Below are 15,768 nucleotides of genomic sequence, written 5' to 3'. Positions count from 1 at the left end.
GCACCGCCGCCGCCCGCCCAAGGAGTAGACACCGTTGTGATCCACGTCACAAGCGCTCTCGCTGCTGTCCGCGCTGCGGGCGTGGCCGAACTGGTGTGGCGCGCGCCCGACGGGCCGCCGGGTGCCATCGGCGTCGTCCCGCTCGTCCTCGGGGAGCGGCCGGCGGTGGCCCTGCCCTGGGCGCAGGTCGAGGCCGCGCGCCGGGTGGCCGCCAGCGACGCCGCGGCGCTGGTGCTCTCCGATCCACGGCTGACCGGTTCCGCGTGGGCGCCCCTGGTGGCCACCGGCCGGTTCGATCTCGTCGAGGACGCCACCGGCGAGCTGTTCACCGAGGCGCTGCTCGACCAGGAGCTGCGCAAGCACCCACCGGCCCGCGCGCTCGCGGACTCGGCCATGCTCCGGCGGGAGCACTGGTGGTACCTGCCGCGGCTGGTCCTGGTGCTGGACGCCGCCGAGTTCGTCCCGGGTGTGCGGCGCGACGGGCCGGCCGACGCCGTCCTCGGCGTCGACGACGGCGCGCTCTCCGTACGCACCGTCCGCGTGCCCGACTGGAACACCGATCCCCTCGAGCTGCGGGACGGCCCCGGCGCGGTGCGCGGCCCGGCGGTGCTCGTCGGTCAGGAGCTGTCCGTGCCCGACATCGAGCGCTGGACGGTGCACACGACCACCGGGCGGTACGCCGACGGCCGGCTCACCGCTGTCCGGGCGGCCGCCACCCGGGACCTGGAGCCGGTGCCGGGACTGCTCGCACGGATGCGCCGGCAGCGCGGCCTGGAGCGGGCCTGCGTCCGGGCGCTGCGGGCCGCCGGGCACGCGTGAGGGCCCCCTGCTCTCCTGCTAGCTCTCCTGGCCGGCCCGGAAGACCCAGGGATCGGTCGTCCCGGCGGCGACCTGGACCGCCACGCGGTCGTCCAGGTCGCGGCGCAGCGCCTCGGCGGCCACCGCCAGCCAGGGCCACTCGCTGGCGGCGTGGGCGACGTCGCAGAGCGCCGGCCCGTCGACCTCGAGGGCGTCGGACACCGGATGGTGCTTGAGGTCGCTGGTCAGCAGCACGTCGGCGCCGGCGGCCGCGGCAGCCGGGAGCAGCGATCCACCGCTCCCACCGCAGACGGCCACCCGGCGGACCGTGCGTGCCGGGTCCCCGGCCACGCGCACTCCCCCGGCGGTGGCCGGCAGCACCCGGGCTGCCAGCGCGGCGAAGTCGCGCAGGCTCATCGGCGCGGGCAGCTCCCCGACGCGACCGAGACCGGCGCCGGGCACCCCGGCCGCCGGCTCCAGGGGCACCGCGCCGGTGAGCCCGAGGACGTCGGCGAGCGCGGCGTTGACCCCGGTGCCCGGAGCGCGGTCGGCGTTGGTGTGCGCCACGAACAGGCCGGCGCCGGCGCGGACGAGCCGGTGCACGAGCCGGCCCTTCGGGTCGTCGGCCGGCACGCCGTGCACCGGGGTCAGGAACAGCGGGTGGTGGGTGACCAGCAGGCCCGCCCCGGCGGCGATCACCTCATCCACGACGGCCGCGGTCGGGTCGACGGCGAAGAGCACCCGCCGGACGGGCTCCGAGCGGTCGCCGCACACCAGCCCGACGGCGTCCCACGGCTCGGCCAGTGCGGGGTCGTAGCGCGCCTCGAGCGCGGTGATCACGTCTCCGAGCAGCACCGTCACGCCTCGGAGGGTAGGGGGCGCACCGTCGCCGGAAGATCGCCGCACCGCGGTGACAAGCTCTGGCCGTGGGCGGCGACGGCGGGCTGAGCAGGGGCCTGCACGCCCCGGCGTGGCTCGAGGAGCTGGCCCGCACCGGCCGGCCCCCGGTGCCGTGGCGGGACGCCGTCCGCTTCGCCGTGGCGATCCCCGCACCGCTCGCCGTGGCCGTCGCCGTCGGGGGCGGCATCGAGCCCGGGACGACGCTGAGCGCCGGCACCTTCGGCACCATGGGCGCGCTGGCGGCGACCCTGGCGCCGCAGGCGGGACCCCAGCGGGACAAACTGCGACGGATCGCCGCAGCCGGCGCCTTCGGGACGCTCGGGCTGCTCGCCGGGGGCCTGGCCACCGGCGACGGGTGGGTGCCCGTGGCGGTGATCGCGCTGATCGCCGTCCTCGCGGCCGGGATCAGCCGGATCGACGCGACGATGTCGTTCGGCTCGCTGCAGCTGCTGATCTACACCGCGCTCTCCTCGGGCCTCCTCACCTCGCTGTCGTGGCACACCGAGGTGGCGTTCTTCCTGCTCGGAGCGGTGTGGGCGACGCTGACGACGCTGGTCCAGCACCGCACGGAGGGAGGCGACCCCGACCGCGCCGCCGTTGCGGCGGTGTTCACGCGCATCGCCGACCTGCTCGAGGCCGAGGACGCACCGCACGCGGAGGCCGCCCGCCGCGAGCTGACCACCGCGCTCAACGACGCCTACGACCGCGTGATCCGCAGCCGCAGCCACCACGCCGGCCGGGTGCGCGAGCTCTCGGAGCTGGCCGGGGTGCTCAACTCGGCCGCGCCGCTGGTCGAGGCCGCGGTGGCGGCCGCCCGCGCACGCGTCCCGGCCGACGACGACGTCGCCGCCGTGCGCGACCTGGCCGCCGCACTCACCGGAGCCCGGGAGCTGCCGGCCGGGCGACCGCCCGCGGTGGAGGACGGGCACCGCGCACGGCGCGCCGTCCGCCACGGTGTCCGGCTGGTCTGGAACGTCGTCGGGGATCCCGAGGAACGCGCCGGTGCCGCCGCCGAGCGGCCGGAGACCGATCTCGGCTCGCGGCTGCGGGACCTGGCCGACCGCACGATGGCCAGCGCCGACAGCCGCGCCTTCGCCGTCCGCCTGGCGCTGTGCATGTCCATCGCGGAGATCGCCCGTCAGCTCCTGCCCACCGAGCGCCCCTACTGGGTGCTGCTCACCGTGGCCATCGTGCTCAAGCCCGACTTCGGGTCGGTCTTCGGCCGGGCCGTGCAGCGCGGCGCCGGCACCCTGGTCGGCGTGCTGCTGGGATCGGCGCTGCTGGCGCTCCTCGGCGGCAGCGCCTGGCTGCTGGTGCCGATGGCGCTGTCCGCAGCCGTCCTGCCGTGGGCGCGTGCGGCGAACTTCGGCCTCTTCTCGGTGTTCCAGACCCCGGTGATCCTGCTGATGCTCGACCTGACGCTGACCGACGACGCCGGGCTGGTCGCCGAGCGGCTGGTCGACACCCTGATCGGCTGCGCGATCGTGCTGGTGTTCGGCTACCTGCTCTGGCCGCAGACCTTCCGGGCGCAGCTGGGCCGGGCCCTGCACGACGCCACGGTGGCGCTGGACGAGTTCGTCGAGGCCGCCTTCACCGGGAGCCCGGCCGACCGTCGCCGCGCCCGCCGCCGCAACTACCGGGCCCTCACCGAGCTGCAGACCCAGCTGCAGCGACGGCTGGCCGAGCCGCCGCCCATCAGCACCCGCGCGGCGGCGTGGTGGCCGGTGATCGTCGCGCTGGAACGCACGTCGGACGCGGTGACCGAGGCCGTCATAGCCACCCGGGAGGGCGAGCCGGTGCCCGACCTCGCGCAGGTGGCGGTGCTGCGCCGCGCGATCCGCCGGCTGGAGGACGACGTCCGGACGACCGGGACCACGGACGACGCGGAGCTCCACGCCGAGGGCGTGCTCGCACCGGTCGCCCGCGAGGTGGACACGGCCCGCCGGCTGCTCCGCGACAACGCCCCGGGCCGGCGCTCGTTCCGCGGCCGGCGCTGAGCCCTCCGGTTGCCTCCTGCGCCGGAAGGCCCTGGGATGTGCCGCGTGCCCACCCCGCCGCCCGTGCCCACGATCCCGCCGCTGTCCGGCCCCCCGCCCCCGGGCTCGCGCACCGTCCGGACCGACGACGGCATCGACCTGCACGTCGAGCTGGACGGGGACGCGGACGCACCGCTGACCGTCGTGCTGTCGCACGGCTTCACCGCCCGGCTCGCGGAGTGGCAGCTGCAGCGGGCGGCGCTGAAGGACCGCGCCCGGCTGGTGCTCTGGGACCAGCGGGGGCACGGCCGCTCCGGCTGGACGCCGTTGACGCAGGCGACGATCGACCGGACCGGCCGCGACCTGGGGCAGGTGCTCGACGCCGTCGCCCCCACCGGCCCGGTGGTGCTCGCCGGGCACTCGATGGGCGGGATGAGCGTGCTGGCGCTGGCCCGCCGGCGGCCCGAGCTGTTCGGTGACCGCGTGGTGGGCGTCTTCCTGCTGGCGACGTCGGCCGGTGGGCTGGTCGAGACCGGCGTGCTCGGCCGGCTGGTCGCGCTGATCCGGAGGACGGGCCTGCTCCCGCTCTACCTCCGCGGCGTGCAGCTGGTCGCCCCGGTGCTCGAGCGCTTCCGCTGGCGCGGGAGCCCCCTCGGCCGCTGGTTCACCCGCCGGCAGCTGTTCGGGCGTGACGACGCCGACCCGGCCCGCGTGGCCCTCGTCCAGCGGCTGCTGGAGGAGACGCCCTACCCCGTGGTCGCGGCGTTCTACGCGACCTTCCTCGACCACGACGAGACCACGGCGCTGGAGGTGCTGCGGCGGGTGCCGGTGACCGTCGTGGCAGGGACGCACGACCGGCTCACGCCGGCCGGGCACGGCCGGCGGATCGCCGAGGCCGTGGGCGCGGAGCTGGTCGTCGTCCCCGGCGCCGGCCACAGCGTGAACCTCACCCGCGCCGCCGTCGTCGACCGCGCCTTCCTGGAGCTGCTCGACCGGCTGGACGAGGCCCCGAGGAGGGCCGGTTGAACGCACCGCACGCGGGGCATGCAATTGTGGCCCCCGTCACGATCCCCACCTTGCAGTAACCCGGCGACACCCCTAATTTCAGCGGCCACGGACGACGTGGAACGGCCCTTCTCCGGAGCACCGGCACCGAGGGGCGGCGAGGAGCAGAACGTGGACCGGATGAGTGCGCTCGACAGCGGCTTCTACTTCGCCGAGAGCGAGAACACGCCCATGCACGTCGGGTCGGTGGCCGTCTTCGACGGCCCGGCACCCACCTACGGCGACGTGGTGCGGCTGCTGCTCAGCAAGCTCCCGATGGTGCCCCGGTACCGGCAGCGGGTGCGCGGGGTGCCGATGCAGCTCGGCCGGCCGATGTGGGTCGACGACCCGCACTTCCAGATCCTCTACCACGTCCGGCACACCGCGGTGCCCCGTCCGGGCAACGACGAGCAGCTGCGCAACCTGGCCGGCCGAGTGCTCGGCTCGCGACTGGACATGTCCAAGCCACTGTGGGAGCTCTACCTGATCGAGGGCCTGGAGGACGACCGCTGGGCGATCATCTCCAAGGTCCACCACTGCATGGTCGACGGCGTCGCCGGCACCGACCTGATGCAGCTGATGTTCGACCTCTCCCCCGACGCCACCCACGAGGCACCCCGGGACTGGTCGCCGCAGCGGTCTCCCTCGAGCGCCGGCATGGTCGCCGGCGCGCTCGCCGAGGCCGTGGCCCACCCGCTGCGGCAGGTCACGTCCCTGCCGGCGACCGGCGGTGCCGCCCGCATCGCCCGGCAGCTGATCGACTCGGGCAGGTCGGTCGCCGCCACCCTCCCCTCGCTGGCGAAGCAGGCGCTCACGCCCACCGCCCGCTCGCTCAACGGCCCCATCGGGCCGCACCGCCGGTGGGCCTGGACCTCCGGGGACTTCGCCGAGCTCAAGGAGGTGCGGACCACGCTGGGCGGCACCGTCAACGACGTCGTGCTGGCCTCGATCTCCACCGGCTTCCGCCACCTGCTCCAGGGCCGTGGTGAGCTGTCGTCGGAGAAGCTCGTGGTCCGGACCATGGTGCCGGTCTCGGTGCGGTCGGACAGCCAGCGCGGCACCCTGAACAACGCGGTCTCCTGCGTCTTCGTCGACCTGCCGGTCGGCGACCCGGACCCGCTCTCCCGGCTGACCTCCATCCGCGGCCAGATGGACGAGTACAAGAAGGCGATGCAGGCCGTCGACGTGCCGTCGATCATCGGCATGGGCGACTACGTGGCGCCGACCCTGCTCTCCCTGGGCGTGCGCGCCGCGCTGGCGGCCGGCCAGGTCTGGTGCCAGGCGGTGACCACGAACGTGCCGGGGCCGCCGATCCCGCTGTACGTGCTGGGCCGGCGGATGCGCTCGGCCTACGCCTACGTGCCCATCGCCGGCGGCACCCGCTGCTCGATCGGCATCTTCAGCTACCAGAACACGATGACCTTCGGGATCAACGCCGACTTCGACGCCTTCGCCGACGTCGACGTCCTCTCCGCGGGGATCCGCCGCGGCATCGAGGAGCTGCTGGAGCTCGCCCGCGCGGAGCAGCCGGCGCCCGGGGCGGAGCAGCCCGCGCCGGCCGGGGCCGCCGGCCGCAAGCCCCGCGCGCGGTCGGCGTCAGCGGCGGCCCGGTGAGCCCGTCGAAGCAGCGCACCGGGGGACGGCGCCGCAGCGGGGACCGCGATCTCACCGTCGCCGTCACCGGGCCCACCGGGACGTTCGGGGCCGGGCTGATGCCACTGCTGCAGGACGACGACCGGATCTCCCGGGTCATCGGCATGGCGCGCCGGCCCTTCGATCCGGCCGAGCGCGGCTGGACGAAGATGGAGTACCGCCAGGGCGACGTCCGGGACCCCGACGCACTGCGCGAGGCCTTCGCCGGCGCGGACGTCATCGTCCACCTGGCGTTCCTGATCTCGGGCAACGCCCCGCGCGAGACCATCCGGGCGATCAACGTGGACGGCACCCTCAACGTCTTCCGCGCCGCGGCGGCGGCCGGCGCACACCGGTTCGTCTACGCCTCCTCGGTGGCCGCCTACGGGTTCCACGCCGACAACCCCGAGCTCATCGACGAGGACTGGCCGGTGCGCCCGGCGGCGCGGCTGTTCTACGCGCAGGAGAAGGCCGAGCTCGAGGACCTCCTGCACCGCGAGGCGGAGACCGCACCCGAGCTCGCGCTCTACCTGCTGCGCCCGCCCGTGGTGCTGGGCCCGAACGCCGTCGGTGCCAAGGACGTGCTGCCCGGCCCGCTCGCGCCCCTGGGCAGGCTGCTGTTCGGCCGGCCGCGCCGGCTGCCCCTGCCGCTCCCGCTGCTCGTGCCGGAGCACCCCCTCCAGCTGGTCCACGAGGAGGACGTCGGCCGGGCGCTGCAGCTGTGCGTGGTCGGCGCGGGGCCTCCCGGGGCCTACAACATCGCCGGGGAGGGCGTCGTCACCGCCGCCGACGTCGCCCGTGAGTTCGGCGCGCTGCCCATCCGGCTGCCGGCCGGGCCGGGTCAGGCCGCCGCGCGCGCGGTGTCCCGGCTGCCGTTCCTGCCCCCGGTGGCCGAGTGGGTCGAGGCCGCGAGCAAGCCGGCCATCATGGACACCACCCGCGCCCGGGACCAACTGGGCTGGCGACCGCGCTACACCGGCCTGGAAGCGCTGCGGGACACCCTCCGCGACCGGTCCTGACGCGCGGGCTCAGCTCCCGGTGGGGACGGCGCCGACCTCGGCCAGCCACGGCAGCACCTCGTCGGCCAGCCGTTCCGGGCACTGCAGCTGCGGCACGTGCCCGATCCCGTCGAGCTCGACGTACCGCCAGCCGGGGTGGCGACGGGCGACGTCCCGAGCGGCCTGCACGGGGATCAGCCGGTCCTGGTCGCCGTGCACGAGGAGCACCGGCCCGGTGATCCGCTCCATCGCCCCCCGGTAGCGCCGCGGGTCGGCGAGCTGGGCGAGGAGCGAGCGGGCGGCGGCGAGGTAGGCCTTGTCCATGCCCGCGTGGTCCTCGCGCTCCTCGAGCAGCGACACGGAGCGGTCGATGACCGAGGAGGGGAGCGTGTCGGGGTCCACGCCGACCAGGCGCAGCACCTCCCGGACCCGCTGCAGCGGCGTCTGCCGCGCCCGGCGCAGCGACAGGAAGCGCTCCCCCAGCACGGGCATCGCGTAGAGCGCGAACATGGTGGCCACCAGCGGGTCCAGCGAGCGCCGCGGGCCCGGCACGGCGGGGTCGAGCAGGACCAGGCCGCTCACCGCCTCGGGGTGCTGGGCCTTCTCGAGGATGGAGATCATCCCGCCCATCGAGTTGCCGACCAGCACGGCCGGCTCCCCGGCCACCTCCAGCAGGAAGCGGTGCAGCACGTCGACGTTGGCGTGCACCGTCGCCCGGCGGCCGCCGGGCTCGCTGCGGCCGAACCCCGGTAGGTCGATGGCCAGGACCCGGGCGTGCGCACGGATCAGGGGCGCGAAGGTGTCCCAGTTGAGGTGCGAGCCGCCGAGGCCGTGGACGAGCACCACCCGCGGTGCGCCCTGGGGGCCACCGAAGTCGACGTAGTGCACCGGGCCACCGAGGTCGACGATCCGGCTCTCCCCCGGCGTCTCCTGTTCCGCTGTCACACCCGTCCGTCCTCTCGTCGCCCCCACCATGGACAACGGTCGCACGACCGCCTGCGGAACGGCCGGGCGCCGGTTCCGCTGGAGCCGGGGTCCGCTGTGCCGATATGACCCAGGACACAGTTGGGCAACGCTCACATTGCCATTCGATGACCGGGGTGTGAGCAGGGACGCACGCTGGTACTTGCCTGTGCAACGACGTAACCGGAGGTCGACGTGGCTCGACAGACGCACGCCGGACCGGCGCTCCCGCTCTACCTGAGCGAGCCCGGCCGTGCCGTGGCCGACTACGGCCTGTACCTCGCCACCCGGCCGCTCACCCCGCGGCTGCCCAAGGGCGACGGTCACCCCGTGCTGGTGCTGCCCGGGCTGCTGGCCGACGACGTGTCGACCGCGGCCCTGCGCCGCACCCTGCGCCGGCTGGACTACCGCGTCCACGGGTGGGGGCTGGGACGCAACATCGGCCCGACCGCGCTGTGCGTGAACGGGCTCCGGGACAAGCTGGACTACCTGCACGGCCGGTACCGGCGACCCGTCACGATCATCGGCTGGAGCCTGGGTGGCATCTTCGCCCGCGACCTCGCCCGGACCTCCCCCACGAAGGTCCGCCAGGTGATCACCCTGGGCAGCCCGTTCCGGCTGACCAGTTACGAGCAGACGCGCGCCGCGAGGGTCTTCGACCGGTACTCGCACCTGCACGTGGAGCAGCGCACGCTGCCCCTGGAGCCCGACGGCGTGCCGTTGCCGGTCCCGGCAACCTCGATCTACTCCCACTACGACGGCATCGTGCACTGGCAGACCTGCCTGGACACCCCGGGCGAGCGCTGCGAGAACATCGCGGTGACCGCCAGCCACCTCGGGCTCGGGCACCACCCGGCCGCGATCTGGGCCGTCGCCGACCGCCTGGCGCAACCCGAGGGCACGTGGGAGCCGTTCCAGGCGCCCCGGTTCCTCCGTCCGGCCTTCCCGAAGCCCGCAGAGCCGCAGCCGTGCTCTCCGGCCGACGCCGTGGCGGACTCCGCCGCCTGAGGGTCGGCCTCCCCGCCGGCCGCCGGACCGGGGGTGCCATCCTCGGCGGGTGACCACCCCTCGCGGCCGACGCTGGGAGGAACTCCTCGACTGGCCGCTCACCGTGGCCTCGGTGGTGTTCCTGACCGCCTACGCCTGGCCGATCCTCGATCCCGACCTCGACCGCTCCTGGCGGCTCCTCTGCGAGGTCCTGACCTGGGTCACCTGGACCGCCTTCGCCGTCGACTACGTGGTCCGGCTGGCGCTGGCCGCCGACCGCCCGAGGTTCGTGCGGGCCAACCTGATCGACCTGGCGGTCGTCGTCCTGCCGCTGCTCCGTCCCCTGCGCCTGCTCCGGCTGGTGACGGTGCTGCGCGTCCTCGACCGCTACGCCGGCGGGGCGCTGCGCGGGCGCGTGCTCACCTACGTGGGGTCGGCGACGGCGCTGGTGATGTTCCTCGCCGCCCTGGCCCTGCTGGACGCCGAGCGCACCCACCCCGAGGCGAACGTGACCGACTTCCCCGACGCGCTGTGGTGGGCGTTCGCGACCGTGACCACGGTCGGATACGGGGACCGCTTCCCGGTGACGGGCACGTGCCGCGCCATCGCCGCCGGGCTCATGCTGGTCGGCATCGCCCTGCTCGGCACGGTCACGGCGGCCGTCGCCTCCTGGCTGGTGGAGAAGGTCCAGCAGGCCGACGAGGCGGCCGAGGCGGTCACCCGCCGCGACATCGCCGCGCTGACCGCCGAGGTGGCCGCGCTCCGCGCCCAGCTGTCGGCCGACCGCGACCCGGGACAGCCGGAGCCGGGAGGCCCGTTCTCCGGTTCCGGGAGGACGGGTGCCCCGAGCGCGGCACCGGCTCCTCCCGCGCACGACGGGGGCGGGCCGGTCCGGTGATCCCCGGGGCCGGTCGCCGGTCTCCGGTGGGCGCGGCAGGGTTCGAACCTGCGACCGCTCGCTTGTAAGGCGAGAGCTCTACCGCTGAGCTACGCGCCCGGCGCGCCCAGGGTAGAGACCCCGGGCGCCCGGCGGGTCAGGCCGCCAGCTGCGCGACCGCGTCCTTCCAGCCGGACTGCTCGCGGGCGTCACCGGGGCCGTTCACCTCGGCGAAGGCGATCGTCCCCTCGGCGTCGATCAGGAACGTGCCGCGCACCGCCATGCCGGCCTTGTCGTTGAAGACGCCGTAGGCCTGGGCCGTGGCCCCGTGCGGCCAGAAGTCCGACAGGAGCGGGAAGTCGAAGCCCTCCTGGGCCTTGAAGGCCTTGAGGCTGAACACCGGGTCGGTGCTCATGGCGAGCACGCGCACGCCGGCCTCGGTGTAGTTGGCCAGCTCGTCGCGCAGCTGGCACAGCTCGCCGGTGCAGATGCCGGAGAAGGCGAACGGGTAGAAGACCAGCAGCACGGGCGTGCCCCGCAGGTCGGCGAGGCTGACGACCTGCTTGTCCTGGTCGGGGAGGCTGAACTCGGGAGCGGCGTCGCCGACGGAGAGCGTCATGCCCCCATGCTGCCGCAACGGTTCTGGGCGGCCCCTCGCAGGGGCCCACGGCGAGCCCGCGAGCCGTGGGGGGCGAGGGGTCCTTCTGCTACCGGCGGCTGCGCGCGGTCTTCGGGCTGACCAGCCGGATGCCGGACCAGTCCTTGGCCGCGGAGACGCTGCTGGTCTGCTGCAGACCCGCCGTGGGGGCGACCTCGGTGACGTCGCCGGGCTCCACGTGACCGGGGCGGCCGGACTTGGGCACCAGCAGCCAGACGACGCCGTCCTCGCCGAGGGAGGTGATGGCGTCGGTCAGGGCGTCGAACAGGTCGCCGTCGTCCTCACGCCACCACAGCACCACGACGTCGGCCACCTCGTCGGTGTCCTCGTCCACCATCTCGCCACCCGAGAGCTCGATGATGGCGTCGCGCAGGTCCTCGTCGGCGTCCTCGTCCCAGCCGAGCTCCTGCACGACCATGCCCGGCTTGATGCCCAGCCGGGCCGCCATGCCGGCGCTGTCGACGCTCATCCGTACTGCTCCTCCATGGGTGGACCTGCTGCTGATGGCTCGTGGGATGGATGGTGCCCTGCCTGCGGGCCGTCCGCGCGGGGACGCGTCACGGGCGTGCGCACCGGTGCCGGCGCGGACGTTCCTCCCCGGCGACGCGAGGGCGGACGGGCGCGGACACGACCGGCGGGAGAGCTCCCCGCTGCCTGGCCATGCCACCCCTCTCGTCCCCCCGCTGGGCGGGGCTCGCGTGCGGGCCCGTTCCACCGGGCCACGTGGGCGGAAGCGTAGGGCATGACCGCCACGACGCAAGACTCGCCGACCCAGGGACGCCCGACGCGCACCGCGGAGAAGGCCCGGAACGTGACGGGCGGCTCGCCCAGGGGAGACCATGGGGGCATGAGCGCACAGCAGTCGGACGGCGACCCCGCCCGCGACACAGGCGCACCCCGCGCGGTCATCACCGACGGGCTGCCCAGCCAGCTGCCGGACATCGATCCGGAGGAGACCCAGGAGTGGATGGACTCCCTCGACGCGGTCGTCGGCCACGCGGGACGCGAGCGCGCCCGCTACCTCATGCTGCGGCTGCTCGAGCGCAGCCGCGAGCAGCAGGTCGGCGTTCCCGCGCTGCGCAGCACCGACTACCTCAACACCATCCCGCCGGCGCGCGAGCCCTGGTTCCCCGGTGACGAGGACGCCGAGCGCCGCATCCGCGCCTACATCCGCTGGAACGCCGCGATCATGGTGCACCGCGCGCAGCGACCCGGGATCGGCGTCGGCGGGCACATCTCCTCCTACGCCAGCTCGGCCTCGCTCTACGAGGTCGGCTTCAACCACTTCTTCCGCGGCAAGGACCACCCCGGCGGCGGCGACCAGATCTGGTTCCAGGGGCACGCCTCCCCCGGCATCTACGCCCGGGCCTTCCTCGAGGGCCGGCTGACCGAGCAGCAGCTCGACGGCTTCCGGCAGGAGGTCAGCCACCCCGGCGGCGGGCTGTCGTCCTACCCGCACCCGCGGCTGATGCCGGACTTCTGGGAGTTCCCCACCGTCTCCATGGGCCTGGGCGGGATGAACGCGATCTACCAGGCGCGGTTCAACCGCTACCTGCACGACCGCGGCATCAAGGACACCTCCGACCAGCACGTCTGGGCATTCCTCGGCGACGGCGAGATGGACGAGCCCGAGTCGCTCGGCACCATCGGGCTGGCCGCCCGCGAGGAGCTGGACAACCTCACCTTCGTCGTCAACTGCAACCTGCAGCGCCTGGACGGCCCGGTGCGCGGCAACGGCAAGGTCATCCAGGAGCTGGAGTCGTTCTTCCGCGGCGCCGGCTGGAACGTGATCAAGGTGATCTGGGGCCGGGAGTGGGACCCGCTGCTGGCCGCCGACCGCGACGGCGCCCTGGTCAACCTGATGAACTCCACCCCCGACGGCGACTACCAGACCTACAAGGCCGAGGACGGCGCCTTCGTCCGCGAGCACTTCTTCGGCCGCGACCCGCGCACCCGCAAGCTCGTCGAGGGGATGAGCGACAAGGAGATCTGGGGCCTCTCCCGCGGCGGGCACGACTACCGCAAGGTCTACGCGGCGTTCAAGGCGGCGCAGGAGCACAAGGGCCAGCCGACGGTGATCCTCGCCAAGACGATCAAGGGCTGGACGCTGGGCAGCCACTTCGAGGGCCGCAACTCCACCCACCAGATGAAGAAGCTGACCGCCGAGGATCTCGCCCTCTTCCGCGACCGGCTCTACCTGGACATCCCCGACTCGGCGCTGGACAAGACCCTGCCGCCCTACTACCGCCCCGACCCCGACTCCGACGAGATGCAGTACATGCTCGAGCGGCGACGGGCCCTGGGCGGCGCGGTGCCGCGCCGGCGCGCGGAGTTCAAGACTCTCAAGGCGCCCGAGGACAAGGCCCTCGACATCCTCCGCAAGGGCTCGGGCAAGCAGGAGGTGGCGACGACGATGGCGTTCGTCCGCCTGCTCAAGGAGCTGCTCAAGGACGACGAGATCGGCCCGCGCCTGGTGCCGATCATCCCCGACGAGGCCCGCACCTTCGGGCTCGATTCGCTCTTCTCCAGCCACAAGATCTACAACCCGGCCGGCCAGCGGTACACCTCGGTCGACCGGGAGCTGATGCTGGCCTACAAGGAGTCCGAGCAGGGCGTGATCCTGCACGAGGGCATCAACGAGGCGGGCTCCACCGCATCGTTGACCGCCGTCGGCACGTCGTATGCCACCCACGGCGAGCCGATGATCCCGATCTACATCTTCTACTCGATGTTCGGGTTCCAGCGGACCGGTGACAGTTTCTGGGCCGCCGCCGACCAGATGACCCGCGGCTTCGTCCTGGGCGCCACCGCGGGGCGGACGACGCTCAACGGCGAGGGGCTGCAGCACGAGGACGGGCACTCGCTGCTGCTGGCGCACACCAACCCGGCGGTGGTGTCCTACGACCCGGCGTTCTCCTTCGAGCTCGCCCACATCACCCGCGACGCCCTCGTGCGGATGTACGGCGACGACCCGGGTGCACCGCTGGGCGGGCACCGCTCCCCCGACGTCATGTACTACCTGACGGTCTACAACGAGCCCTTCGTCCAGCCGGCCGAGCCCGAGGACCTCGACGTCCGGGGCGTGCTCGCCGGCATGTACCGCTACGCCGAGGGCCCGCGGGCCGACGACGGCGAGCCCGGCGAGGTCAAGGCGCAGCTGCTGGCCTCGGGGGTGGCGGTGCCCTGGGCGCTGCGCGCGCAGGAGCTGCTGGCGCAGGACTGGGGGGTGTCGGCCGACGTCTGGTCGGTCACCTCGTGGGGCGAGCTGCGCCGGCAGGCCGACGCGGTCACCGAGCACAACCTGCTCCACCCGGAGGAGGACCCGCAGACGCCGTACGTGACCCAGCGGCTGTCGCAGACGACCGGCCCGGTGATCGCGGTGTCGGACTGGATGCGTGCCGTGCCCGACCTGATCGCCCCGTACGTGCCCGGTGGGCTGAGCTCGCTCGGCACCGACGGGTTCGGCCTGTCCGACACCCGTCCGGCGCTGCGCCGGCACTTCCACGTGGACGCCGAGTCGATCGTCGTCCGCACGCTGGCCTCGCTGGCCGACGAGGGGCAGGTCGACCGCGCGCGGGTGACCGACGCCGTGGAGAAGTACCGGATCCGCGACGTCGACGCCGCTCCGGCCGAGGACCGGAGCGACCCCAGCCCCGCGACGTGAACGGACGGCCCGCCTCCTCCCGGAGGCGGGCCGTTCCGCTATCCGGCGAGGGCGTCCAGCGCCATCCGGGCGTACAGGGCGACGCCGGCGGGCAGCGGCGCCTCGTCGAAGACCACCAGGTTCGAGTGGTTGGCGGGGGCGTCCGCGGGCTCCACCCCGGGCGGGCAGGCGCCGAGGAAGGCCATCGCGCCGGGCACCTGCTCAAGCACGTAGGAGAAGTCCTCGGCCCCCATGACGGGCGCGGGCGCCGCCACCGCGGCCGGCGTCCCGAGCAGCTCCCCCGCGGTCTGCAGCACCCGGGCGGCGACGCCGGCGTCGTTCACCGTGACCGGGTAGCCCGCGGTGTGCTCGAACACCAGCGTCATCTCGTGCGCCGCGGCGACGTGCGTCGCGACCCTCTGCACGGCGGCGACGACGTCCCGGCGGCGCTCCGCCGACAGGGTGCGGATCGTGCCCTCCATGAACGCGATCTCCGGGATGACGTTGTCCCGGGAGCCCGCCGCGATGTGGGCGACCGTGACCACCGCCGGGTCGAAGACGTCGACGCGGCGGGTGACCATCGACTGCAGGGCGAGCACGATCTCGGCCGCCACCGGGACCGGGTCGGCGGCGCTGTGCGGCATCGAGGCGTGGCCGCCGCGGCCGCGCACGGTCATGCGCCACTGGTCGGCCGCGGCCATCATCGGCCCGGGCCGGACGTGCACGCTGCCGCTGGGCAGGTTCGAGATGATGTGCATCGCGAACGCGCCGCTCACCGGCGCCTCCGGGACGACGCGGAGCAGGCCCTCGTCGAGCATGTAGCGGGCGCCGTGCAGGCCCTCCTCCCCCGGCTGGAACATGAGCACGACCTGGCCGGCGATCTCGTCGCGGCGCTCCGCGAGCAGCCGGGCGGCGCCGAGCAGCATGGCCACGTGGGTGTCGTGCCCGCAGGCGTGCATCGCGCCGGGGATCTCCGAAGCGAACGGCAGACCGGTGTCCTCGTGCACCTGGAGGGCGTCCATGTCGGCGCGCAGCAGGTAGGTGGGACCGGGCCGCGCCCCGCGGAGGACGCCGACGACCGAGCTCACCGCCGTCCCGGTCGTCACCTCGACCGGCAGCTCGGCGAGCGCCTCCAGCACGGTCGCCTGCGTCTGCGGCAGCTTCAGGCCGATCTCCGGCCGCCGGTGCAGCCGACGACGCAGGTCGACGGTGCGGTCGGCGTCGTCGTACGCGGCGGCGAGCAGATCGGCGGGGGTGGTCGGCATGGCTCCACTCTCACCCACGGCCGGGGC

The 15,768-nt window shown here is 74.3% G+C and carries 13 protein-coding genes and 1 tRNA gene; 8 read left to right on the top strand and 6 right to left on the bottom strand.

Translation table 11 applies throughout. The annotated features are described in order from the left end of the window. Window positions 1-36: 36 nt before the first annotated feature. Window positions 37-819 (top strand): hypothetical protein, encoded by a 783-nt coding sequence (locus RM425_RS09805; protein ID WP_311345006.1) that lies wholly within the window; start codon window positions 37-39, stop codon window positions 817-819. 18 nt (window positions 820-837) lie between these two features. On the opposite strand, the gene RM425_RS09800 is transcribed toward RM425_RS09805, so the two are convergent. Continuing rightward, a complete protein-coding gene (locus RM425_RS09800; protein ID WP_311345005.1) occupies window positions 838-1,659 on the bottom strand; it encodes a Nif3-like dinuclear metal center hexameric protein in 822 nt (273 codons plus the stop codon). A 65-nt stretch (window positions 1,660-1,724) separates the two neighbouring features. On the opposite strand from RM425_RS09800, the gene RM425_RS09795 reads away from it, so the two are divergent. The 4 genes from RM425_RS09795 to RM425_RS09780 all read left to right on the top strand — a co-directional run bounded on the left by RM425_RS09795 (window position 1,725) and on the right by RM425_RS09780 (window position 7,369). Then, the gene (locus RM425_RS09795) at window positions 1,725-3,695 is read left to right on the top strand and encodes an FUSC family protein (RefSeq protein ID WP_311345004.1); all 1,971 of its coding nucleotides are present in this window, start codon (window positions 1,725-1,727) and stop codon (window positions 3,693-3,695) included. Window positions 3,696-3,740: 45 nt separating this feature from the next. Beyond that, a complete protein-coding gene (locus tag RM425_RS09790; RefSeq protein ID WP_311345003.1) occupies window positions 3,741-4,700 on the top strand; it encodes an alpha/beta fold hydrolase in 960 nt (319 codons plus the stop codon). Window positions 4,701-4,859: 159 nt separating this feature from the next. Beyond that, window positions 4,860-6,332 carry a WS/DGAT/MGAT family O-acyltransferase gene (locus RM425_RS09785; protein WP_311345114.1) on the top strand — a complete coding sequence of 491 codons (1,473 nt, stop codon included), beginning with the start codon at window positions 4,860-4,862 and terminating at the stop codon, window positions 6,330-6,332. Next, window positions 6,329-7,369: an NAD-dependent epimerase/dehydratase family protein gene (locus RM425_RS09780; RefSeq protein ID WP_311345002.1), complete on the top strand. Its 1,041-nt coding sequence runs from the start codon at window positions 6,329-6,331 to the stop codon at window positions 7,367-7,369. The genes RM425_RS09785 and RM425_RS09780 overlap by 4 nt, the downstream gene beginning before the upstream one ends. 9 nt (window positions 7,370-7,378) lie before the next feature. Here the strand turns inward: RM425_RS09780 and RM425_RS09775 are convergent, their stop codons facing one another. Continuing rightward, a complete protein-coding gene (locus RM425_RS09775) occupies window positions 7,379-8,293 on the bottom strand; it encodes an alpha/beta fold hydrolase (protein ID WP_311345001.1) in 915 nt (304 codons plus the stop codon). Window positions 8,294-8,506: 213 nt separating this feature from the next. Between RM425_RS09775 and RM425_RS09770 the strand changes: the two genes are divergently transcribed. Continuing rightward, on the top strand, window positions 8,507-9,319 hold the full coding sequence (locus tag RM425_RS09770; protein ID WP_311345000.1) for an esterase/lipase family protein: 813 nt from the start codon (window positions 8,507-8,509) through the stop codon (window positions 9,317-9,319). A 49-nt stretch (window positions 9,320-9,368) separates the two neighbouring features. Continuing rightward, window positions 9,369-10,196 carry a potassium channel family protein gene (locus tag RM425_RS09765; protein ID WP_311344999.1) on the top strand — a complete coding sequence of 276 codons (828 nt, stop codon included), beginning with the start codon at window positions 9,369-9,371 and terminating at the stop codon, window positions 10,194-10,196. A gap of 27 nt (window positions 10,197-10,223) precedes the next feature. Here RM425_RS09765 and RM425_RS09760 read toward each other — a convergent pair. The 3 genes from RM425_RS09760 to RM425_RS09750 form a co-directional block, all read right to left on the bottom strand. After that, window positions 10,224-10,295, bottom strand: a tRNA-Val gene (locus tag RM425_RS09760). A 37-nt stretch (window positions 10,296-10,332) separates the two neighbouring features. Then, window positions 10,333-10,794 carry a peroxiredoxin gene (locus tag RM425_RS09755; protein ID WP_311344998.1) on the bottom strand — a complete coding sequence of 154 codons (462 nt, stop codon included), beginning with the start codon at window positions 10,792-10,794 and terminating at the stop codon, window positions 10,333-10,335. Between the two features lie 88 nt (window positions 10,795-10,882). Beyond that, window positions 10,883-11,302: a DUF3052 domain-containing protein gene (locus RM425_RS09750; RefSeq protein ID WP_311344997.1), complete on the bottom strand. Its 420-nt coding sequence runs from the start codon at window positions 11,300-11,302 to the stop codon at window positions 10,883-10,885. Window positions 11,303-11,680: 378 nt separating this feature from the next. On the opposite strand from RM425_RS09750, the gene aceE reads away from it, so the two are divergent. Beyond that, window positions 11,681-14,497, top strand: a complete 2,817-nt coding sequence (gene aceE, locus RM425_RS09745; protein WP_396137038.1) for a pyruvate dehydrogenase (acetyl-transferring), homodimeric type — start codon at window positions 11,681-11,683, stop codon at window positions 14,495-14,497. 38 nt (window positions 14,498-14,535) lie between these two features. On the opposite strand, the gene RM425_RS09740 is transcribed toward aceE, so the two are convergent. After that, entirely contained in the window at window positions 14,536-15,741 is a 1,206-nt protein-coding gene (locus RM425_RS09740) for a M20 metallopeptidase family protein (RefSeq protein WP_311344996.1), read from the bottom strand. Window positions 15,742-15,768: the final 27 nt, after the last annotated feature.

The sequence above is a fragment of the Blastococcus goldschmidtiae genome (assembly GCF_031845325.1).
GTDB classification, from domain to species: domain Bacteria; phylum Actinomycetota; class Actinomycetes; order Mycobacteriales; family Geodermatophilaceae; genus Blastococcus; species Blastococcus goldschmidtiae.
The sequence above is the reverse complement of the archived record's forward strand: the minus strand, read 5'-3'. Positions and strand labels throughout refer to the sequence as shown.

Excerpts from the sequence above, each read along its gene's own strand:
- RM425_RS09785 (WP_311345114.1), top strand. The coding sequence starts at position 4,860 with ATGAGTGCGCTCGACAGCGGCTTCTACTTCGCCGAGAGCGAGAACACG.
- RM425_RS09755 (WP_311344998.1), bottom strand. The coding sequence starts at position 10,794 with ATGACGCTCTCCGTCGGCGACGCCGCTCCCGAGTTCAGCCTCCCCGAC.
- RM425_RS09750 (WP_311344997.1), bottom strand. The coding sequence starts at position 11,302 with ATGAGCGTCGACAGCGCCGGCATGGCGGCCCGGCTGGGCATCAAGCCG.
- aceE (WP_396137038.1), top strand. The coding sequence starts at position 11,681 with ATGAGCGCACAGCAGTCGGACGGCGACCCCGCCCGCGACACAGGCGCA.
- RM425_RS09740 (WP_311344996.1), bottom strand. The coding sequence starts at position 15,741 with ATGCCGACCACCCCCGCCGATCTGCTCGCCGCCGCGTACGACGACGCC.